Source organism: Pseudomonas sp. JL23, assembly GCF_056933585.1.
In genome coordinates this window covers 6,339,527-6,362,356 of sequence record NZ_CM167795.1, presented here as the reverse complement: position 1 = coordinate 6,362,356, position 22,830 = coordinate 6,339,527, and the positions used below count along the sequence as shown (strand labels likewise).

The 22,830-nt window shown below is 60.4% G+C and carries 13 protein-coding genes; 5 read left to right on the top strand and 8 right to left on the bottom strand.

The features are described 5' to 3' along the window. Positions 1–84 precede the first annotated feature (84 nt). Positions 85–522, bottom strand: coding sequence for a thioredoxin TrxC (gene trxC, locus AC1Z24_RS29085; protein ID WP_483743738.1), 438 nt, complete (start codon positions 520–522; stop codon positions 85–87). A gap of 59 nt (positions 523–581) precedes the next feature. Next, complete coding sequence (locus tag AC1Z24_RS29080; protein ID WP_483743737.1) at positions 582–824, bottom strand: hypothetical protein; 243 nt, start codon at positions 822–824, stop codon at positions 582–584. A gap of 277 nt (positions 825–1,101) precedes the next feature. Here AC1Z24_RS29080 and AC1Z24_RS29075 point away from each other — a divergent pair, with 277 nt between their 5' ends. Both AC1Z24_RS29075 and AC1Z24_RS29070 read left to right on the top strand, forming a co-directional pair. Beyond that, positions 1,102–1,713: a hypothetical protein gene (locus AC1Z24_RS29075; protein WP_483743736.1), complete on the top strand. Its 612-nt coding sequence runs from the start codon at positions 1,102–1,104 to the stop codon at positions 1,711–1,713. Positions 1,714–1,770: 57 nt separating this feature from the next. Further along, complete coding sequence (locus AC1Z24_RS29070; protein ID WP_483743735.1) at positions 1,771–2,595, top strand: hypothetical protein; 825 nt, start codon at positions 1,771–1,773, stop codon at positions 2,593–2,595. A gap of 122 nt (positions 2,596–2,717) precedes the next feature. Here the strand turns inward: AC1Z24_RS29070 and selO are convergent, their stop codons facing one another. The 3 genes from selO to AC1Z24_RS29055 form a co-directional block, all read right to left on the bottom strand. Further along, the gene (selO, locus tag AC1Z24_RS29065) at positions 2,718–4,181 is read right to left on the bottom strand and encodes a protein adenylyltransferase SelO (RefSeq protein WP_483743734.1); all 1,464 of its coding nucleotides are present in this window, start codon (positions 4,179–4,181) and stop codon (positions 2,718–2,720) included. 65 nt (positions 4,182–4,246) lie between these two features. Continuing rightward, complete coding sequence (gene mscK / locus AC1Z24_RS29060; protein WP_483746732.1) at positions 4,247–7,618, bottom strand: mechanosensitive channel MscK; 3,372 nt, start codon at positions 7,616–7,618, stop codon at positions 4,247–4,249. A 182-nt stretch (positions 7,619–7,800) separates the two neighbouring features. Next, complete coding sequence (locus AC1Z24_RS29055) at positions 7,801–9,543, bottom strand: potassium/proton antiporter (protein WP_483743733.1); 1,743 nt, start codon at positions 9,541–9,543, stop codon at positions 7,801–7,803. A gap of 320 nt (positions 9,544–9,863) precedes the next feature. On the opposite strand from AC1Z24_RS29055, the gene AC1Z24_RS29050 reads away from it, so the two are divergent. Further along, a complete protein-coding gene (locus AC1Z24_RS29050) occupies positions 9,864–12,470 on the top strand; it encodes a dermonecrotic toxin domain-containing protein (protein ID WP_483743732.1) in 2,607 nt (868 codons plus the stop codon). On the opposite strand, the gene AC1Z24_RS29045 is transcribed toward AC1Z24_RS29050, so the two are convergent. Further along, on the bottom strand, positions 12,467–14,269 hold the full coding sequence (locus AC1Z24_RS29045) for an acyl-CoA dehydrogenase (RefSeq protein WP_483743731.1): 1,803 nt from the start codon (positions 14,267–14,269) through the stop codon (positions 12,467–12,469). The two genes, AC1Z24_RS29050 and AC1Z24_RS29045, sit on opposite strands and share 4 nt — an antisense overlap. A gap of 397 nt (positions 14,270–14,666) precedes the next feature. On the opposite strand from AC1Z24_RS29045, the gene AC1Z24_RS29040 reads away from it, so the two are divergent. Then, positions 14,667–15,848: a hypothetical protein gene (locus AC1Z24_RS29040; protein ID WP_483743730.1), complete on the top strand. Its 1,182-nt coding sequence runs from the start codon at positions 14,667–14,669 to the stop codon at positions 15,846–15,848. Between the two features lie 56 nt (positions 15,849–15,904). Here the strand turns inward: AC1Z24_RS29040 and putA are convergent, their stop codons facing one another. After that, a complete protein-coding gene (putA, locus tag AC1Z24_RS29035) occupies positions 15,905–19,858 on the bottom strand; it encodes a trifunctional transcriptional regulator/proline dehydrogenase/L-glutamate gamma-semialdehyde dehydrogenase (protein ID WP_483743729.1) in 3,954 nt (1,317 codons plus the stop codon). Positions 19,859–20,276: 418 nt separating this feature from the next. On the opposite strand from putA, the gene putP reads away from it, so the two are divergent. Beyond that, the gene (gene putP / locus AC1Z24_RS29030) at positions 20,277–21,761 is read left to right on the top strand and encodes a sodium/proline symporter PutP (protein ID WP_483743728.1); all 1,485 of its coding nucleotides are present in this window, start codon (positions 20,277–20,279) and stop codon (positions 21,759–21,761) included. Between the two features lie 116 nt (positions 21,762–21,877). Here the strand turns inward: putP and AC1Z24_RS29025 are convergent, their stop codons facing one another. Beyond that, positions 21,878–22,546: a polysaccharide lyase family 7 protein gene (locus tag AC1Z24_RS29025; protein WP_483743727.1), complete on the bottom strand. Its 669-nt coding sequence runs from the start codon at positions 22,544–22,546 to the stop codon at positions 21,878–21,880. Between the last annotated feature and the right edge of the window lie 284 nt (positions 22,547–22,830).

Below are 22,830 nucleotides of genomic sequence, written 5' to 3'. Positions count from 1 at the left end.
GGGCGTCGAAAAGCCGAATAGGACGAGTCCTACAGAAAATTCAGCGATCTCTCTGGTCTTGCTTCCTGTGGGAGCGAGAGGGAGTCAATGAATCCCTTGGCTGCCCAGCCACGCCAGCAACTGTTGCAACGCAAACGCGCCGCTCTGGCGCGCCACTTCCCGGCCGTTCTTGAACAGGATCAGGCTGGGGATCGAGCGGATGCCCAGTTGCGCCGACAGCTGCTGATTGGCTTCGCTGTCCAGCTTGGCCAGTCGGCAGCGCCCGGACAGTTGCTGCGCCGCCTGTTCGAAGGTGGGCGCGAAGGACTTGCACGGCCCGCACCACTCGGCCCAGACATCCACCAACAGCGGCAGATCGCCCTTGATCTGGCTGGCGTAGTCGCCCTGGATCAGGTTGAACGGGGTATTGAGCAGCACCGGCTGCTTGCAGCGCCCGCACTTGGGCTGGTCGGCCAGTCGCTCATTGGGGATGCGATTGAGGCCGTTGCAGTGGGGGCAGGGAATAATCAGAGGATCGGACATGAGCGGCTCCGGTAACGGAAGGGGCAATGCCCTCTATCTGGAGCCGCAGCGGCGGGATATCAACCGTTGAACGCACGCAACGACGCTTCAAGCAGGCCTTCGCCCATCTCCAGTTCACGATGGATCATGGCCACCAGCGAGCGCATCTGACGCAGATCGGCATCCACCGCTTCGGCGCACAGCGCCTGGGTATTGCCCAGTACCTGGGCCAGTTGCTCCAGAGCATCGCGCACGGGGATACCGGATTGCACGGCGAACACATTGCCGAACGGGGTGTGCAGGGTGGTGGGAGATTGATTCATTGGCCTGTCCTTAGTGGCAGCCACCCTTGTTTAAGGGTGGCAGCTATACGCAGGTTGACGGACCGGGAAACCGAAGAGGGAAAAAACCGGCGCACTATTAAAGTGCCCCACGTATAGCCGCCATATCAGGCATTCCTTCTCTTCAATTTCTTTCAGGCCGTCAAACCTGACCACGGGATATCCGTGACGGCGGCGAGGATAGGCAGAGAAGTTGTTGGAAACAATACGCTGAAGAAATATCAGACAATTCCTACGGTGTAAGGTTATTAGATCTTACATGTTGGTTGCGACTTGTAGGGGCGGCTTTAGCCGCGAGAGCGCTCTCCCGGCTAAATCCGGTTCTACAGGTGTTTATCCTTTCGGACTGTCCGTTCGAGGCGTTGTTTACATTTGTTTTGTTGCGATAGCCTTTTTCCATTCTTTAGGTAAAAAGGTGTTAAAAATGAAACTGTGTAATAAATTGAAATGGGCTGCCTGTACCGGGGCTGTACTTGCTTGCGGGATTGCTTGGGCGGGGCCGCAAGTCAATGTGACATTTAAAAATAACGGCAGCGAAAGGGCGTATTACAGTGCAGTGGGCAGTAATGGCACGATGACTTATACCAATGCGAGTCCCAAGCCAGATAGCGAGGTGGAGTCCGCAAGTCAGAGCGCTTATGGCGTGCGCAGCAGTGTGTCCCCGGATATGGGCTACGCGGTCGTGGATTATCGGATGGGCAGCAAGACTTGCCGGTTTTCCACGACCTACACAAAAGCATTTACCAATGGCGTACGCACCCCTAAGTGGAATAAAAGTGCAGTAGCCGGAGGCGGTGCTCGATGTGACGTGAGAATTACCTCTGTCGATTATGCCTCTCACAATTGGTCTGTCGAATTCACCATGCAGTAATGTTATTGCCTGGGCATTCGCAATGAGTGCTCAGGCCTTCTATCCAGGGAGGTCGAAATGACTAATGGTATTCAACTAGATAGATCAATTGGATCTGTCGTAATGACACTTGCCAAAGTTTCCAGTGCTGGCGTTGAAAAAAGTGCAGGTTCCAAGTGCACCGAAGACTTGTCTGCCACCCCAAAGCTTTCCAGCCTTGCCCGCCAATTGAGCGAAAGCGCCGAGCGCGCGCGAATCCGGGACGGCACGTTAAGTCGCCAGCAACTGGGCGATCTGGGGCGTGAGATTGGATATAAAGTGTCAAACGGCTGTGCGCCGGAAATAAAAGCCAGACGCGCTCAGGAAGTGCCTGACACGGACGATCCTGAGCGGCTGGAGCGTGCGATCCAGGCAACTCGCTTTGTAGCCAATAATTATCAAGCCGATTCACGTGTCATCAATCCTTTTGCAGGGCTGTCCCGTGAGCAGTTGACCTTGATTGTTTATGACGAGAATGGCGGCTATACCCTCAACGAGCGGGACGCCGCCAAGGTCAGCATCAAGCAGCTCGAACGGCCATGGCGTGAACGAGTATTGGCCGATGCTCAGCTCGAGAGAAGCCAGACTGGCGGTGCCCCGAACTTCTACAGAGCGTGCGTTGCCCATTACCGGGCCTTGCCAAAGATTGAGCAGGCAATGCATCACCCTGACTACGAGGCCAATAACCTGCGTTTTATTGAAGAGGACCTTGAAGCACAGAGATCCGGCAAGAAAGATCAACCCATGCTGACCCTGATCGAAGTGCTCGCGCGCATAAATAGAAAACTCCCCGTGCCTGTGGCGGGTGGTGAAAATCCATCACCTGCCGTCAGGATCGACAATGCAGAAGAGATCAAGACTTAGGCGCCGGCTGGCTGGCGATAGCGTCAGTTCCGTCACTGACGCTATCGCGAGCGCTTCGCACTCGATCGCCACCAAGGCGGCTCCCACGAAATCTCATTTCAATTCAGATAACTGTTTGCCCCTTACGACGAACAACTGATTTCCAGATGCTTGCCCCAATCCGGCGGCCGCTGTGCGTAGCGGTCCATATCGGCCTGTTCGGTAAAGGGGTTGCACAGCACCCGGTGCAGGCGGCGGACTTCTTCGTAGTCGCCGCTTTCGGCGGCTTCGATGGCCTGTTGGGCCAGGTAGTTGCGCAGGATGTACAGCGGGTTGACCGCGTGCATGCGTGCCCGGCGTTCGGCGTCGCTGCCCTGGTCTTCCTGGGCGCAGCGGCTCTGGTAGTCGTCGGCCCAGATGTCGAAGCCGCGCATGTCGACGAAGTCATCGCGCAGTTTGCCCACGGCATCGGCGGCAGGCTGGTCGCCCAGGCGGCGGAAGAACAGGCTGTAGTCCACACCGCTGTTCTGCATCAGTTTGAGCAGGCGGCTGATCAGCATTTCGTCGCCATCCTGCGCAGTGGTCAGACCGAGGCGGCGGCGCATCAGGTCCATGTAGTGGGCCTGGTAGAGCGGCAGGAACAGGCCGATTGCCTCGCGCAGCGCCTCCACTTCAATGAACGGCGTCAGGGCCTGGGCCAGGGCGCTGAGGTTCCATTGACCGATGGGCACCTGGTTGCTGTAGGAATAGCGGCCTTCGTGGTCGGAGTGGTTGCAGATGAAGTTCTGGTCGAAGTCATCGAGGAAGGCGAACGGGCCGAAGTCGAAGGTGATGCCCAGAATCGACATATTGTCGGTGTTCATCACCCCATGGCAGAAGCCATAGGCCTGCCACTTGGCGATCAGCTCGGCGTTGCGCTCGACAATTTCCTTGTACATCGCCAGATACGGCTCCGGCTGTTCCAGGCAGTGCGGGTAGTGCAGGTTGAGTACGTGATCGACCAGGGTTTTCAGGTGGTCATGCTGTTTGGTGTAGTAGAAGTACTCGAAGCTGCCAAAGCGCACATGGCTGGGGGCCAGGCGCAGGATCATCGCGCCCTGTTCCTGTTTCTCGCGCCAGACCGGGGTGCTGGAGCCGATAACGCAGGCCGCACGGCTGCTCGGTATGCCCAAGGCATGCAGGGCTTCGCTGGCAAGGAATTCACGAATGGACGAGCGCAGTACTGCGCGACCGTCGCCCATGCGCGAGAACGGCGTCTGCCCGGCGCCCTTGAGGTGCAGGTCCCAATGCTCGCCCGCGTCGTTGTAGACCTCGCCCAGCAACAGGCCGCGGCCATCGCCCAGGCGCGGGTTGTAGGAGCCGAACTGATGGCCGGAATAGACCATGGCCCGGGCATCGGCATCGGCCCAGAGCTTGTGGCCGCTGAAAATCTCGGCGAATACGGGATCTTCGGCCTGCGCCGGTTCCAGATCGAGCAACGCCAGGGCCGCATCGCTGGCCACGACAAGACGCGGCTCGGCCAAGGGCTCGGGCAGTACCGATGTGGAGAAAACGTCACCCAGGCGGGCGAAGCGATTGTCGAAGGTCAGTTCGTCGAGGGCTTTCAAAGGCCACCTCCAGCAAAATGTCCGAGCATTTTGCTGGGGTTAACCCTGCCGCGTCCACTGACTAATCAGTCAAGGCGCAGTTCCGGCGGTTCCGGCGCGTCCTTGGGGGCCGGTTTGATCGGCTCATTTTTGCTGACTGGCGTGGCTTCGGGCGTGCCTTCCTTGAGCGGCACCAGCTTGTATTCTTCGCCGTGCAGGTTCTTGAGGTAGACCTCCATCTGCCGGAAGGAGATGTTGATGCGCTCTTTCTTGAACTCACGGTTGATGAACCGGTTGATCTCGTCGATCACCGGGTTGCGGTCGCCCAGGTCACGTACGTGCATGCGCAGTTCGTGGTCCAGGGTACTTTCACCAAAGTTGAGGAAGTACACGATCGGCTCGGGATCTTTCAGCACCCGTGGGTTATCCCGGGCGGCTTTGAGCAGCAGGGTACGTACCAGATCCAGGTCCGAGCCGTAGTCGACACCGACCTTGAGGGTGACGCGGGTGACGGTGTCGGTCAGCGACCAGTTGATCAGTTGTCCGGTAATGAACGTCTTGTTCGGGACGATGATGTCCTTGCGGTCGAAGTCGGTGATGGTGGTGGCGCGGATACGGATCTTGCTCACCGTGCCCGACAGGTTGCCGATGGTGATGGTGTCGCCGATCCGTACCGGACGCTCGAACAGGATCATGATGCCGGAGATGAAGTTGGCGAAGATTTCCTGCATGCCGAAACCCAGCCCGACCGACAGCGCCGCGACCAGCCATTGCAGCTTGTCCCAGCTCACGCCCAGAGTCGACAGGGTCGAGACGAAGCCGATCCCGGCGATGGCGTAGGACAGTAGGGTGGTGGTGGCATAGGCGCTGCCCTGTGCCAGGTTCAGGCGTGACAGCACCAACACTTCCAGCAGGCCGGGCAAGTTGCCGGCCAGCACGAAGGTGATGCCGATGATTACCAGTGCGCCGATCAGGTCGCCGAGGCTGATAGGCACCATGCTCATGGTGGCGCCGGTGCCGCTGGTGTATTCGTAGAGGGTGATGTTGTCCAGGTACGAGAACACCGTGATCAGGTCGGCCCAGACCCAGTACAGCGCGCCGACGAACCCGGCCAGCAGAGCCAGACGGATCAGGCGCAGGGACTGGCTGTTGACTTGTTCGATATCCAGGGTCGGTTCTTCGATCACACCTTCGCCGTCGCCACTTTCCTTGGCAGCCTGGCGTTTGGCCAGGGCGCGCTGATAGGCCAGGCGCCGGGCCGCAACGCCGAGACCACGGACGAAGGTGGCTTCGATGACCAGCCACAGCATGATCAGGTACAGGGTATCGATCAGGCGGTCGCTGAGCTTGAGAGCGGTGTAGTAGTAGCCAAAGCACACGGCCAGGAACAGCGCCACGGGCAGGGCGGTGAACGCCAGGGCCATGGCCTTGCGAAACAGCGAGGCGTTGCGATGGTTGGGGCTGGCCAGCAGCAGGCGGCTGAGCAACCAGGTCATCAGGGCATAGCAGGTCAACACGACGCCGATGCCGATCACATCGTCAGCCAGGGCCGCCGGTTGGTGTTCGGCCACCGCCACCACTGTGACCAGGGCGAGGACGACCAGACCCAGGCGGCGGACCCAGCCGCGCAGGAACTCGACCTGAACCTTCTCCCAGCGAAAGTGCAGCTGCGCTACGCCATCCGGTGCCAGGGTGCGGTACGCGGTGTAGAACACCAGCCAGGCCAGGGCCAGTTGCAGCAGCGCCGCGCCCATATTGGCGTTCTGCCCGCGTGCGTCGACTTGCAGTGCATAAGCGCACAGGGCCAGGCCCAGGGACACCGGCATGGCCAGCGACACGTTGATCAATAGCGCCAAGGGGGTCTGCCACCAGTTATCGCGGCGGAAGTGGCCAATGTTGGCGTGCAGGCGCGTCAGCTTGTGATAGAGCGCATTGCGCTTCCAGGTCAGCACGCCGATCACCAACAGCAACGGCAGGAACAGCAGCGGGCGCTGGATCAGGCCGTCGGCCAGTTCCTTGACGCTGGAGGTCCAGGGCAGGGTAGTGACCTGTTTTTGCAGTCGCGGGCCGATGCCTTGCAGCCACTCAAGGTCCAGCGGCTTGTTGCTGGGGATCCAGAACATCTGCTCGTCGAGGGTGGTGCGCAGGCCGATGGCGGTGCTGACCAGTTGTTTCTGGTTCAGCTGCAAGGTGATGGACTCGTTGAGCAGAGCGCTGAGTTCGCGGTTCAGGCGTTCGAGCAAATCGCTGCGGGTGGTCGCCAGGTCGAGCAGGGTCTTGCGCAGGGCCGGGGTGACATCCTGGGGCGCCTGGGTGGTCAGCAGCTTGTCGACATAGGCGCTTGGGCTGCTCATTTGTTCGCGTTGCTGGTTGATATCGAACTGGTACAGGCGAATATCGGCGATTTCGTCGGCCAGGCCTTTATCCAGCACCAGATGCGGCAGGGCCTGCTTCTGCTTGTAGAGAATCTTGGACAGCAACAGGCTGCCGCGCAGTACGTTGATCTGCTCGTCCAGGGTCTGGTCGCTCTGGGTCAGGGCGTCGAGCTGCTGCTTGGCCTTGAGGTTCTGCTGTGTCAGTTCGTTGAGGCGGTCGGTGCCGCGCAACAGGTAGTCGGAGAGCTTGAGGTTGGCCGCGCTTTCGGTGGCCAGCAGGCTGCTGCCGCCGGATTTTTCTGCTTCCAGGGACAGCTCGGTCACGGTTTTCTGCGACTGCGCCCGGCGCTTGTCGTTGATCAGGGTTTGCAGGTCCTGGATTTCCTGATCCATGCGCGCGGTTTTTTCCGTCAACAGGTCACGCTGGCTGCCACCCAGGTCCTGTAGCTGGCTGTTGCCGGCCAGCTCCTGACGGCGCAACAGGTTCAGGGCGTTGATCGAGGCCAGTTCGGCATTGAGCAGGTTGCGCTGGTCGGCGTTGAGCAGCTTGCCGTTGTCCTTGCCTGCCTTGAGCAGCATGTTGATCTGCTGGATGCGGTTCTGGTTGGCGCTGATCTCGGCCTGGGCCCGTTCGGGGCGGGTCTGGGCGGTGATGGTCAGGCTGTTGGCGTCATTCAGGGCCTTTTGCAGATCGCTCTGCTGGGCGCCGCGCTGGGCCAGCATCTGTTCGAGCTGCGGCACATCGAGGTTGCCGTAGCGCTGGGCTACCGGCGTGGTCTTGGCCTCCTTGAGCTTGGCCAGTTCACGCTGGTTGTCGGTGGTCTGCTTGGGCGCCTGGCTCAACTGCTGCTTGAGGTCGTTAAGCTTTTTCTCGCTGTCCTGTTGGGCATCCATAAAGCTCAGGGTCTGTTCCAGCACCTGCTGCAAGGCTTTCTGATCGGCGTCAGCCAGCTTGCGGTCAGCGATTTTGTCCAGGCTTTGCTGCACGGCGTCGCGAGACGGAGGGTCGGCCGCAAGCGCGGAGAAGGAGGACAGGCAAAATCCGAACAGCAAGGCCGTGAACAGGGTACGCAAGGACAAGATAGACACCGGTCGAGCTAGGCAAGAAAAGGGAGTGTAGGGGGTCAGGATAAATCCTGTCGAACATAGTGTCGTTGGAGCGAGGCTTGCCCGCGAAGGTGTTGTTACAGACCAGGGAAATTCATTGAATGTACTGGCCCTTTCGCTGGCAAGCCTCGCTCCTACACAGGCTACGTATGATCTTTTTAGAGGAACAACCCGGGGCCCGGGCGGCTTCCTTCGGGGAATCTGACACCGACTTTGAGGATTTTGTTTCCTTCCATGACCGCAACTGTCCAGATGGTGCCGTTCCACTCGATCTGGTCGCCGACCACCGGTTCGCCGCGGTTCTTCTGCACGATGAACTGGCTCAGGGGCTGTTGCGGATCGAGGCCGTCGAGTTTCAGGCCGTACAGGGCCGCGACCGCACCCAGTTGCGCGTCGCCTTCGAGGACGAAATCGCCGAAGAAGCGCAAGTCCAGGCCGCGTTGCGGTGCCTGGCTGAACAGTTTGCCCAGAGCGGGCAGGTCATGCTCATGGCCGATGACGCAGAGCAGGTCGTCGACTTCCAGCACCGTACTACCGGACGGGTGCAACAGTTGCTGGCCACGGAACAGTGCGGCGATCCGCGTGCCTTCGGGCATCTTCAATTCGCGCAGGGCGGCGCCAATGCACCATTTCTCGGCACCGAGGCGGTACACAAACAGCTCCCACTCGCTGGTGACGTGCACTTCCAGGGCCGCGCGGGAAATCGGCGCGGGCTCCGGTGGCACCGTGACTTTCAGCAGCTTGGCCACCCATGGCAGGCTCGTGCCCTGTACCAGCAGCGAGACCAGCACGATAAAGAACGCCAGGTTGAAATACAGTTGCGCATGGGGCAGCCCGGCCATCAGCGGGAACACCGCCAGAATGATGGGGACCGCGCCGCGCAGACCGACCCAGGCGATAAAGGCCTTTTCACGACCATGGAAGGCTTTGAAGGGCAGCAGGCCAGCCAGTACCGACAGCGGCCGCGCCACCAGAATCATCCACAGCGCCAGGCCCAATGCCGGGAGGGCGATGGGCAGCAGGTCATGGGGCGTGACCAGCAGGCCCAGCACCAGGAACATGCCGATTTGCGCCAGCCAGGCCATTCCGTCGAGCATATGCAGGATGCCGTGGCGGCTGCGGATCGGTTGGTTGCCCATCACCAGGCCGCACAGGTACACGGCGAGGAAGCCGCTGCCGTGGATGGCGTTGGTCAGGGCGAACACCGCCAGGCCCCCGGCGATCACCAGAATCGGATACAGGCCGGCCGCCAGATTGATGCGGTTGACCAGTTGCAACATCATCCAGCCGCCGCCCAGGCCGATCACCCCGCCGATACCGAACTCGCGCACCAGATGACCGAGCAGGCTCCAGTGCAGGCCGGTTTCGCCGCTGGCGAGCATGTCGATCAAGGTGACGGTGAGAAACACGGCCATGGGGTCGTTGCTGCCGGACTCGATCTCCAGGCTGGCGGTGACCCGTTCGTTCAGGCCCTTGCCGCCGAGCAGGGAGAACACCGCTGCGGCGTCCGTGGAGCCGACGATGGCGCCGATCAGCAGACCCTGGATCAGGCTCAAATCGAACAGCCAGGCCGCGACCAGCCCGGTCAGGCCGGTGGTTATCAGCACGCCGACCGTGGCCAGGGACAACGCAGGCCACAGGGCTACGCGGAAACTCGCCACCCGCGTGCGCAGGCCGCCGTCGAGAAGGATCACGGCAAGTGCGAGGTTGCCCACCAGATAGGCAGTCGGGTAGTTATCAAAGACGATGCCGCCGCCGTCCACGCCCGCAGTCATGCCTACCGCGAGGATGATGACCAGAATCGGGATGCCGAGACGCGAAGACAAGGAGCTGACCAGAATGCTCGCCGCTACCAGCAACGCGCCGATCAGGAACAGGCTGTTGATGGTGGTGGCATCCAAGGGCGGTACTCCATAAACAACGAAAGGGGTTAACGCACACGGATAGACCATGCAGTCAACGTGCCAAGGGATTCTAACCTGTTGAATTGGTTCGCTGTCAAAGCATTGCTAATGATTAATCAGAAGATCGTGCGTCTGTGGGACCGGCTTTAGCCGGGAAGGCGGTATGTCTGAGCGATAAAGATGGGATGAATAGGCCGACCTCTTCCCGGCTGAAGCCGGTCCCACGAATTTTCGCCAGCTGGATATGGATAATTACCGCTTGCCCCCTCGCTCAATCTGCTCACGTGCATGTCTTTCTCTCTACAAAGGAAAGCCCCATGCATCGCCCTCAAATCGAACCCTCGTTCAGCTTCACCCAAGGCATCGCCGACGTGCGTTACATCCGCGATGAGCAGCGCCTCAAACAGATGGCGCGACAGCTCATAGACGACTACCCGGATGTGCACGGTGTGGCCTATGTCGAAGCAGGCAAGTTGCTGCTGCGCCACACTGGCAGGCAACTGGACCCGGAAAAAGTCTATTGGCACCGCTTTCGCAATGCTGCCAGCAGCCCGCGGACTTTCACTGGCTGGCAGCATTGCGGCGAGCCGCTGGAGTCCATGACCTTTGTCGAGCTGATGCTGCAGCGCTTTTCTACCCACGATCAGCAGGCCAGCGACGAGCTTTCCCTCTACGGCGGTTTTTACACCGATGGGCCGCTGCACGGTGCGTACGACGAGCGCAACGAAGTGGCGCTGTTGCCGCAGCAGATCCTGACGGATTTCTGGGCGCTGGATTTCAGTGTTCTTTTCCGGGCTCGCATAGAAAGTTTCTGGGCGACCCACAGCAACAATTTCTGCACCCTGGCCCGCTCGCGATTTCTCGCCGCGGCCGGTCATCAATTGCGCATTGGTGGTCTGACCGTATCGCAGTTCAAGCAACTGACCGGCGCGGTCGTCGGCAAGCTGCAACCGGTCATGACCCTGAATGCACTGCAAGTTACCGTGCATACGGGGCCGGGAATCACCTTGCACAGCTTTGATATTGGCGGTCATGTGTGCAGCGATGGCTTTCGTATCGTTGGCAATGGCTGGCAGGTCTTGTATTTGCCTGGGGATGCCCAGGTGTTCCATATCTTTGCTTCGCAGCGCGAGCTGTATCGCTGGGTGCGTTCGCGCCTGGATTCTGCGGCGGCACGTAACGCTCTCAAGGCCATGTTTCTGCGCACCGACGCGGCCAGGCAGTTGCATGGCGATGCCTTTGACGAAACCCTGCGGCAGATCCGCAACACGCCATGGCACGCTGGACAGACCCTGATCAACTCCGCCGACAGGGTCATCGCCGGGGATGTGTTCGAACACCTGCGTGACGTTGCCCAACAGCAAATGCTCAGCGATGCCCAGGCCCTGATGATGTCTAACGGCGAACTGCGCAAGCGCATGTGGATCGGCTACCTGAGTGCCTTTATCAGCGTGTTTGGTGGCTTTGCCCCGCTGGGCTGGCCGGTGGCGCTGACGTTGGTGGGGGCGGGGGTTGCCAATGTCGCGCTGAATGCCGATCAGGCCATCCACGGCAAAAGCGCCCGAGAGCGCAAGGCCGGGTTGATCGGCGCCATCTTCAGTTCGATTTTTTTGGTCTTCAACCTGCCGATACTGATTGGCCTGAGCCGCGCGGCAACAATCGGCAACGCCACCCCGCCTGCCGTGCCTGCGGCTGACAATCTGAGCGAGCTGACGTTTGAATTCAGCTCAGTCACTGATCTGGCGGGGCTTGAAGGTAATGTCGTGCTGACTGACGAGCCCCTTGAAGCGCTCGGGCATCTGCGCGGTGTACAGCAGTTGGCCAATGGCGAGACCTGGATCAGTCTCGACGACATGCCTTACCGGGTGAGCTACAGCGAGGCTTCGGGTAGCTGGAGCATTGTCGATCCGGATGCGCCGACGTTGAGCGCAGGTCGAGCAGTGCGGCTCAATAGTGTGGACAAGTGGGAGTTGGTGCCCAATCCGGCAGAGTTGGCCGCTGGCACGCTGCCCGGCCAGATCAGGTCGGTTCGCTCGGCGTTCTGGGACGTGTTCATGCAGTTCAATCTGCCGGACGAGACCTTTCAATCGCAGCTGGGCCTGGCCCGTCAGGAAGCGGCTATCAACCTGCCCGAGGTCGAGCCCGGTGGCCGCATTGGTCGGGACGCGAGTCAGGACGAGATCTATATCGATAGCTGGGGCGACGTGCATCGGGTCTTCAAGACCGCGAGCGGGCGTTATGTGGGGGGGCGTATCAGCCTGTATACGAGCGAGGATTCAGCCTTCAACAACTACCTGCGTACCGGGGTGCCTTCAGGTCCGGGGCAGGCCCGGCTGATCGAAGAACTGGCCGACGACCTGCAAGCGGTAGGGCATAACAACAACGTCACTCTGTACCGTGGTGGCAATGGCGCGCGCGGCACCTCCGGCAGCTTTTTCCGCAACAGCGATGTCAGGGCCGGCGACGTGTTGGTCAATACCGATATCAGTTCTTTCAGCGAAAATCCCTACCTGGCCCGGGCGTTCTGCAGCAGCCAGGCGGGCCGCAACTCCCCAGAATTTGCCCTGAGCGGGGAGGCGACCACCTTCGACGACACCTCGGTGGTTTTCGAGCTGCCGGAAAAACACTATTTGGGTGCTACGCCCATTGCGCCGTTTTCCTCGGATCAGGAAGAGGTCGAGTCGATCTTCATGCCCGGCCATTACTTCCTGATTGACGGCATTCAGCAGGTGACGGGTCTCAACTACCGCTTTATCCGGGTGCGCATCACCGAAATCCCGCAGCCCAAGGTCTGGCACAGGCTTTATGACATGCGCACCGGCGAGCCCTTCAGCCGCGAGCAGTACGCGGCAAAACTGGGCGAGGAGGGGCGTGTACTGGTAGAGCGCTTCTTCCCGCTGCAACCGGCTGGCCTGCGCTATTAAAACCAGCTCTCTTGCATGCCCAGGCAGACGTCATCACGGCTTTCGAGAATCGCTAGCTCGTGATGGCAACCTGGGATTTCCCAAGTCAGGAAGTAGCGCGCCGCCTGCAGCTTGCCCTGATAGAAGTCCATGTCTGCCGGGTTGCCTTTGGCGAGGCCCTGCTCGGCATGAATCGCTTGCTCAAGCCAGCGCCAGCCGATCACGGTATGACCGAAGACTTTGAGGTACAGCGCCGAATTGGCCAGGGTTGAGTTGATCTTGCCCTGGCTCAGGTCGCCGAGCAGGCCGAGGGTTACGGCTTGCAGGCGTGCCACCAGTTGTTCCAGTGGCTGGCGCAGGGCATCCAGGCCCGGATAGCCCTGGGCCCGCTTGGCCGTGGTGGCGATCAAACGCAGCAGTTGCTTGAGCCCGGCGCCGCCGTTCTGCGCGAGCTTGCGCCCCAGCAGGTCGAGGGACTGGATGCCGTGGGTGCCTTCATGGATCGGGTTCAGGCGGTTGTCGCGATAGTACTGCTCTACCGGGTATTCCCTGGTGTAGCCGTGACCGGCGAGGATCTGGATCGCCAGCTCGTTGGCCTTGAGGCAAAACTCCGACGGCCAGGATTTGACGATGGGCGTCAGCAGGTCCAGCAGTTCGTGGGCCTGCTGGCGCACTTGCTCGGTCTCACCCGTGGTGGTGTCGTCGAATAGCCGCGCGGCGTATAGCCCAAGGTCAAAGGCGCCTTCTACATAGGCCTTTTGTGTGAGCAACATGCGCTTAACGTCGGCGTGGCGGATGATCGGCACCGGTGCGCTGTCCGGGCTCTTGCTGTCCGGCAGGCGGCCCTGCGGGCGCTCACGGGCGTACTCCAGCGAATACAGGTAACCGGCGTAGCCGAGCATCACCGCGCCCATGCCGACGCCGATGCGCGCCTCGTTCATCATCTGGAACATGCAGCTCAGGCCTTGATGCGGCTTACCCACCAGATAGCCGAAACACTCACCGTTATCGCCGAAATTCAGCGCAGTAGAAGTGGTGCCGCGCCAGCCCATCTTGTGAAACAGCCCGGCAAGGATCACGTCGTTACGCGGGCCGAGGCTGCCGTCTTCGTTGACCAGAAACTTGGGCACGATAAACAGCGATATGCCCTTCACCCCGGCGGGTGCGTCCGGCAGCTTGGCCAGGACCATATGCACGATGTTTTCCGACAGGGGATGGTCGCCGCCGGAGATAAAGATCTTGTTGCCGCGCAGCCGATAAGTGCCGTCCCCGGCCGGTTCGGCGCGGGTGCGGATGTCCGATAGCGACGAGCCGGCATGGGGTTCGGTCAGGGCCATGGTGCCGAAGAAGCGCCCGTCGATCATCGGTTGCAGGAACAGGCGTTTCTGCTCGTCGCTGCCAAAACTCTCGATCAGATTGGCTGCACCCATGGTCAGGAACGGATAAGCCGTGGTCCCGGCATTGGCCGCCTGGAAATGGGCGAAACAGGCCTGTGACAACAGCGTCGGCAACTGCATGCCACCGGCCTCGAAGCTGCGGGCGGCGTTGAGAAAGCCCGCTTCCAGAAAGGCGTCCACCGCCGGCTTGACCTCGGGGATCAACACCGCTGCGCCATTCTCATAACGCGGCTCGTTTTCATCGGCCTTGCGGTTATGCGGTGCGAAATACTTTTCGGCAATGGTGCGGGCCGTGCCGATGGCCGCATCGAAGGTCTCGCGATTGTGTTCGGCGAAACGCTCACGGCGGGTCAAAGACTCGGCGTCCAACACCTCATACAGCTCGAAAGCCAGATTGCGGGAATTGAGCAGCGTCTCGGACATGGCGGCTTACCTTTTGTTGGAATGCTATGAGTCTAGGTCGGTGAATGAAAGGTTAATAGCATGATTGATGAGGGTGATGATTGGCCCCAAATCATCTGCAGTCAGGGTCCTGTAGGAGCTGCCGAAGGTTGCGAAAGCGGTGTTTCAGGTAACCCCCATTCGCCGCCTTCGGCAGCTCCTACAACGACCGTATTCCAATATAAAGACGCCGACACCCATCAAAGAAAGCTGATCAGGGTGGGAGCAAACTTGTTCGCGCGCAGGCCGGTCTACCCGCCGCATCTGTGTCTGTCGTAATTGGCATGCAGCCGCCCATCCATTGATCAAGGCCCGTCGACCACGACGTATAAGCTGATTAATAAAGAAGTCAGGCAAATAATTGATCAGGACGAAGATCATGGCCATTTCGACAGCTGGAGAGCTGGATGCTGATTTCGCCGATCGTGGGCGGTTGTTATTGGGGCGTGATTGTTATGAGGCGCAATTGCGCAAAGTCTATGCACTCGACTCCAATTGCTCGCTCTGCATAGGCAGCGTTCAGCTCAAGAATGAAAAAACTCACCGTTTCGCCGCTGCCCGGACAACGCCCTCAGGAGAGCTGGACCGCTCCTTTGCCGATGGCGGCTACTTGCTCGGCGAACCGGCGCAGGTATCGGTCCATCGATTTTCCGGGTTTGCCAGCAGTGACCATGGTGAGCTGATGCTGGTAGGCAATGTTGCCGACAAATCCAGGGACGAATTGCTGCGCTGCACAGCCCACGGCCAATGCCTGAATCGCTGGCAACTGACTGCCCCCGGCGCCAAATCCAATGCCACCCATCCCATGATCACCACAGGACAAGGCGGTTGCCTGTGGTTGTGCTCAAGCATCATGCGCAATGGCAAATGCGGCGGCGCTTTGTATCGCCGTTTGCCCGGTGGTGAGCGGGACGACGCTTTTGCCGACAATGGCACCCTGGATTTCTGCCTGGATAACACTTACGTGCGTTTCAATGATCTGGCGATCACCGACGAACAGGGCTATCTGGTCGTGGCCGCCGATATTCATCCCTGGACGTCTTCCGATTCGAGCCTGACGCTGTGCTGCTTTGACCGCGATAGCGGCGAGGTGGTGTCGGCATTCGGCGCCAACGGCCGTTTTACTTACCCGCCGAGCCATTCGCTGTATCGCCAGCTGTCGATTCAGCGAGTGATCGCCACTCGTCATGGTTTGCTGGTGATCATTCAGTCCTACGATGGTCAAGGCGCTATCTACTCGTGTTTTATTCGGGTGACGGAGCAGGGCGAACTGGATCTCGGCTTCAACGCGGGCGAGCCGATTATCATTGCTGGCGCGTATTCTGACGTGGCGGTGCAGTCGGATGACCGCATTGTCGTGCTGGCCAGTAATCTTTACCCCGACACTGTGGTGAGGCGTTATCTGGTCAATGGCGAAAAGGACTGGAGTTTCGGTAATCGCGGCGAGGTGCTGCTGGGGCAGCCGGGGGAACGCTTTTACGCCCTGACAGTGCAGGCGGACGACAAGATTCTGGTCAGTGGGGTAGGGCGCAGCAGTGTGCTGTACAGGCTTCAGGGCTGACATACAAACGGGGAAGAGCCTGAGCTTCTTCCCCGTTGTTCGTAGCAGGACGACCCTTAACCGATGGTCATCAGGCTGGCGTTGCCACCCGCCGCTGCGGTGTTGACGCTCAGGGCGCGTTCTATGACCAGGCGCTCCAGGGCAATGTTGCTCTCGCCGTGGGACAGGCCGTTGACGCCGACGATAGCGCCGGCGCGTTGGGCAACCTGCTCGCAGACCGAGCGCAACTGATCCGAGTCGCCGTGATGCAGCACGGCATCAAACATCACCTCATCCTTGGTCCAGTCGGCCACACGCTGAATGCGCGCCTGCACTTCTTTGGGCAGGCGGGCAGCCAGGGTGCGACTCAGTTCGCCTTCCGGCCACACAGCGGTGCTACCTACAGCCAGCACGGCTGCCAGTTGCGCCAGCAGATCGGTTTCATCGTCGGCCAGGCACAGCACGTGTTCGCGCGGCAGGATCGCATAGCTGTTGCGCTCGCCGGTCGGGCCGGTGAGCAGACGGGTGATACCGCTTTGCGACTGGGTTGCGAAGCTGATGCACAGCGCCTTCAAGTCCGTGAGGGTCTGGCTCTCGGCCCAGGCTTGCAGGGCCGCCAATGGCTTGCTCATGGCGTCGCGCAGACGCACATCCGGCGTGCTCAGGGCATCGCTACGGACGAACGATTGCTCGATGGCATCTGCCGGACGGGTAGACAGCAGGCGGTACAGGTACAGCGGGCCACCGGCTTTTGGACCGGTGCCGGACAGGCCTTCACCACCAAAGGGTTGCACCCCGACCACGGCGCCGACGATGTTGCGGTTGACGTAGACGTTACCGGCGTTGACGTTGTCGATCACCTTGGCGATGGTCTCGTCGATGCGGGTGTGTACACCCAGGGTCAGGCCGTAGCCGGAGGCATTGATCTGGCCGATCAGGGCATCCAATTCCTTGCGCTTGTAGCGCACGACGTGCAGCACCGGGCCGAAAATTTCCCGTTGCAGCTCGTCGAAGCTCTCCAGCTCGATCAGGGTTGGCATCACATAGGTGCCGCGCTTGATTTCTTCGCTGTCGGCAATCGCCATCTGATAGACCGTGCGGCCTTTGTCGCGCATGGCCTGAATGTGTTTCTCGATGCCCGCCTTGGCTTCGGCGTCGATCACCGGGCCGATGTCCACGGACAGGCGCTCGGGGTTGCCCAGGCGCGACTCGGCCATGGCGCCCTTGAGCATTTCGATCACGCGGTCTGCCGAATCTTCCTGCAGGCACAGCACGCGCAGGGCCGAGCAACGCTGACCGGCGCTGTCGAAGGCCGAGGATACGACGTCTATGACCACTTGTTCGGTGAGGGCCGAGGAGTCGACGATCATCGCGTTCTGGCCGCCGGTTTCGGCGATCAGCGGGATTGGCCGACCCTGCGTGTCAAGGCGGCCGGCAATGTTGCGTTGCAGCAGGCGGGCGACTTCGGTGGAACCAGTGAACATCACGCCTTTGACCCGATCGTCACCGACCAGACGGGCGCCGACGGTTTCACCGCGGCCCGGCAGCAGTTGCACCACGCCTTCCGGAATACCGGCTTCGAGCAGGATGCGTACCGCTTGCGCAGCAATCAGCGGCGTCTGTTCGGCAGGCTTGGCCAGCACCGGGTTACCGGCGGCCAGCGCCGCAGCCACCTGGCCACTGAAGATCGCCAGCGGGAAGTTCCAAGGGCTGATGCAGACCACCGGACCCAGTGGGCGGTGGGCGTCGTTGCTGAAATCGTTGCGTGCCTGCACCGCGTAGTAGCGCAGGAAGTCCACGGCTTCGCGCACTTCGGCGATGGCGTTGGCGTAGGTCTTGCCGGCTTCACGGGCCAGCAGGCCCATCAGCGGCTGGATCTCGGCCTCCATCAGGTCGGCGGCACGCTCAAGGATGGTGGCGCGCTCGGCCGGCGGCGTGGCTTGCCAGATCGGCCCGGCATTAAGGGCGCTCTGGATGGCGGTATCGACGTCGTCCAGATTGGCTTCCTGAACATGGCCGACTACATCGCGCAGGTCAGACGGGTTGAGCACGGGGGCAGCAGTGCCTTCGCTGGCGCTGCCGCCGAGCATCGGGCCGGCTTTCCAGTCGGTGTGGGCCGTGGCCAACAGCGCCGAAGACAACGACGCCAGACGGTGTTCGTTGGCCATGTCGATGCCGCTGGAGTTGGCGCGGTCCGGGCCGTAGAGGTCGCGCGGCAGCGGAATGCGCGGGTGCGGCAGGCCGAAACCGCCTTCCTGAGTGGCCATGTGCTCGATGCTGCTGACCGGATCGGCCACCAGTTCCTGAATCGAGATGGACTGGTCGGCAATGCGGTTGACGAACGAGGTGTTGGCGCCGTTTTCCAGCAGGCGACGAACCAGATAGGCCAGCAGGGTTTCATGAGTGCCGACCGGTGCGTACACGCGGCACGGACGGTTCAGCTTGCCTTCGGAGACCTTGCCTACAACCTGCTCGTACAGCGGTTCGCCCATGCCGTGGAGGCACTGGAATTCGTACTGGCCGGGGTAATAGTTCTGACCGGCAATATGGTAGATGGCCGACAAGGTATGGGCGTTGTGGGTGGCGAACTGCGGGTAGATGACTTCCGGCACCGACAGCAGTTTGCGTGCACAGGCGATGTAGGAAACGTCGGTGTACACCTTGCGGGTATAGACCGGATAGCCTTCCAGACCCTCGACCTGGGCGCGCTTGATCTCGCTGTCCCAGTACGCGCCTTTGACCAGACGGATCATCAGACGGTGACGGCTGCGGCGCGCCAGATCGATCACGTAGTCGATCACATAAGGGCAACGCTTCTGGTAGGCCTGGATCACGAAGCCGATGCCGTTCCAGCCGCTCAGTTGCGGTTCGAAGCACAGGCGTTCGAGCAGGTCGAGGGACAGCTCCAGGCGGTCAGCCTCTTCGGCGTCGATATTCAGGCCGATGTCGTATTGCTTGGCCAGCAGGGTCAGGGACAGCAGGCGCGGGTACAGCTCGTCCATGACGCGCTCGTACTGGGCGCGGCTGTAACGCGGGTGCAGGGCTGACAGCTTGATGGAGATGCCCGGACCTTCGTAGATGCCGCGACCGTGGGAGGCCTTGCCGATGGAGTGGATGGCCTGCTCGTAGGACGCCAGGTATTTCTGCGCGTCGTGTTCGGTCAGGGCGGCTTCACCGAGCATGTCGTAGGAATAGCGGAAGCCCTTGGCTTCGAAACGGCTGGCGTTGGCCAGGGCTTCGCCGATGGTCTCGCCGGTGACGAACTGCTCGCCCATCAGGCGCATGGCCATGTCCACACCCTTGCGGATCATGGGTTCGCCGCTCTTGCCGATGATGCGGCTCAGGGACGAGGTCAGGCCGGTTTCGTTGTGGGTCGAGACCAGCTTGCCGGTCAGTAGCAGGCCCCATGTCGCTGCGTTGACGAACAGCGACGGGCTGTTGCCCAGGTGAGGCTGCCAGTTGCCGGTGCTGATCTTGTCGCGGATCAGGGCGTCGCGGGTGCCTTTGTCCGGGATGCGCAGCAGCGCTTCGGCGAGGCACATCAGGGCCACGCCCTCCTGGGACGACAAGGAAAATTCCTGCAACAGGCCCTGGACGATCCCGGCGCGGCCACCGGCGCTCTTCTGATTACGCAGTTTTTCTGCAATGGATGCGGCCAGCTTATAGGTGGCATCAGCCATAGGTGCCGGCAGGCGGGCCTGCTCAAGCAGCATCGGCACCACCTCCGGCTCGGGACGGCGGTAGGCGGCGGTAATGGCGGCGCGCAATACCGATTGCGGCAGGATGCTCTCGGCGAAATCGAGGAAGCACTGGTGAACGGCGTCGACCGGTGCGTCGGCCAGGTCATCGCTGTCCTTGCCGCCCGAGCCATTGAGTTCCGACAGGGTTGCACCCGCTTCCAGCTTCTCCAGGTAATTGAAGATCGCCTGCTTGATCAGCCAGTGCGGCGTGCGGTCAATGGAGTGAGCGGCTGCTTTCAAGCGTTCGCGTGTCGGGTCGTCGAGCTTTACACCCAGCGTGGTGGTCGCCATGTCTTGTCCTCAATGTCGGCCACTGTGGGTGTGGCGTCGGCTTTGCCCAAGATTAGCGGCGCATTTGTCGGGGTGCAACCGGGTGCAACCTGTTTTTGGCAGTTTAATTTCCTGCGGATAACCCGAGGGAAATCATGGGCGGCCCTCGTCGCACAAAGCTAGTGCTTTTTATTCTGAAAAAATGGCCTGTTGCTCCGAAAGGGAGCAAGAAAGACCTTGCAGCGATTTATTTGGGGAGTAGGTGCAACTTATCCTCATGAAGGGGTTGCACCTTATTTGTTTTGTTGAATAGGATGCCCCCCTTCAGTGCATGCAGGATCTGAAGCGTTCATTGGCTGTTGTTTTCCTAGGAAAAATCAGTCGCGTCGCCGGTGGCACAGACCCCGGCGCTCTATAAAAACAAGCCAAGGCAAAATCAATGAGTGTCAGCAACCCTACCTTGATCACCTTTGTGATCTACATTGCCGCCATGGTCCTGATCGGACTCATGGCTTATCGCTCGACCAATAACCTCTCCGACTACATTCTCGGCGGACGCAGCCTAGGCAGCGTGGTCACGGCCCTGTCGGCCGGTGCTTCGGACATGAGTGGCTGGCTGTTGATGGGCCTGCCAGGCGCTATCTACATGTCGGGTCTGTCGGAAAGCTGGATCGCCATCGGCCTGATTGCTGGCGCCTACTTGAACTGGCTGTTCGTTGCCGGCCGCCTGCGGGTACAGACCGAGCACAACGGCGATGCGCTGACCCTGCCGGACTACTTCTCCAGTCGTTTCGAGGACACCAGCGGTGTGCTGCGGATCATCTCGGCCGTAGTTATTCTGGTGTTCTTCACCATTTACTGCGCCTCGGGCATCGTCGCTGGTGCACGCCTGTTTGAAAGCACCTTCGGCATGTCCTATGAAACCGCCCTGTGGGCCGGTGCTGCGGCAACCATCGCCTACACCTTTGTCGGTGGTTTCCTGGCCGTTAGCTGGACAGATACCGTGCAGGCCACGCTGATGATCTTCGCGCTGATCCTCACGCCGATCATCGTGCTGCTGGCAACCGGCGGCATCGACACCACCTTCCTGGCCATCGAAGCCAAGGACCCGAACAGCTTCGACATGCTGCGCAACACCAGCTTCATCGGCATCATCTCGCTGCTGGGCTGGGGCCTGGGCTACTTCGGTCAGCCGCATATTCTGGCGCGTTTCATGGCGGCGGATTCGGTAAAGTCGATTGCCAAGGCCCGTCGCATCTCCATGACCTGGATGATTCTGTGCCTGGGCGGCACCGTGGCGGTTGGCTTCTTCGGCATCGCTTACTTCTCGGCGCATCCTGAAGTGGCCGGGCCTGTGACTGAAAACCATGAGCGCGTGTTTATCGAACTGGCCAAGCTGCTGTTCAATCCGTGGATTGCCGGTGTGTTGCTGTCGGCGATTCTCGCTGCGGTGATGAGCACTCTGAGTTGCCAGTTGCTGGTTTGCTCCAGTGCCCTGACCGAAGACTTCTACAAAACCTTTTTCCGCAAGAATGCCTCGCAGAAAGAGCTGGTCTGGGTCGGTCGCGCCATGGTGCTGCTGGTTGCGCTGATTGCCATCGCCCTGGCCGCCAACCCGAATAACCGCGTACTGGGTCTGGTCAGTTATGCCTGGGCCGGTTTCGGCGCGGCGTTCGGGCCGGTGGTGCTGATTTCGGTGTTGTGGAAAGGCATGACCCGTAACGGCGCTCTGGCCGGTGTACTGGTCGGCGCGTTCACAGTGATCGTGTGGAAGCAGCTGAACCTGCTGGGTCTGTACGAAATTATCCCGGGCTTTATCTTCGCCAGCATCGCCATCGTGGTGTTCAGCCTGATCGGCAAGGCGCCCTCGGCAGCCATGCAGGCGCGTTTTGCAGCGGCGGAGAAAGAGTTCAAAAACGCCTAGGGCTGTGGGTGTGGGACCGGCTTTAGCCGGGAAGGCGGCGGGACAAACGATAGAAATATATCGATCATGCCGCAGCCTTCCCGGCTGAAGCCGGTCCCACACATGGCCGGGCCATTCTATTTATTGTGATCAATATCCAGATTATAGAAGGTGGCCTTGCCGCCTTCGCTGGTGTAACCAGTGTTGTCCTGGGTATACACCCCCGCCTTGAAGTACAGCGGCTTGTCACGCCAGGTGGCGCTGATCGGGCTGCTCCAGTTCATGTTCCGCGCGCTGACACTGAGTTCGCCGCCGGGGCTCAAGTGGATGATGTACTTGAACGGCTCGTTCATGGGCACGCCTTCGGCAATCAGGATGATCCGGCTTTTCTTGTCATCGAAGCGATTGCGCACCTTGGCCACAATGTTGCCGGCCCCGGTCGCGTCCTTGAATTGATACTCCACTTTTAATAACGGTTCGGTGCTGTTGTAGGCATGGATCTGGCCGATGACGATGCGCCCGGATGAGGGCACCTGGTTGACTGCTACCGTTGCGTTGAGGAAGTTGTCGGCGTCGGGGTACAGCCAGTTATGCAGCTCGCCGTTGGACCAGGTTTCGCGAAGCTCGCTGCGCGGGTAGATCGCGTTGGCAGTGCGCGAGCCGGTCACCGGCGCCCAGAACCAGATGACGTCCGAGCCTGAGTGGAAGTATTTGCCATCGTAACCCTTCATCAGCTGCGAGGTTTCGACAGTGGCAGGTGGTGAACCGACGGGGATGCTCAGATTCCACGAAGCCATATCAATCATTTGAGTGCCTTATAAACTGTCTCATTGCCAGCAGAAGCGTCTGGCTCAACCCTTTGCGGGGCACTCCTTATACGTTTCAGCAGCCGCTCTGTTAACGTCGATCCGTCGAACGGATGGCGTCAAAGTGCCGCCATTTTTGGCAGAAGCAGCGTATCCGTGGCCTGTGTGCGGGTACCGTTAGTCGGTTAGCGTGAGGTTTAAAGGTGGCTATTCGCTAGCTGACTACAGTTTCCCGTAGAGCGGTCTAGAGTGACATTCACTCGGATGAGGGGCCTGAGAGCGGC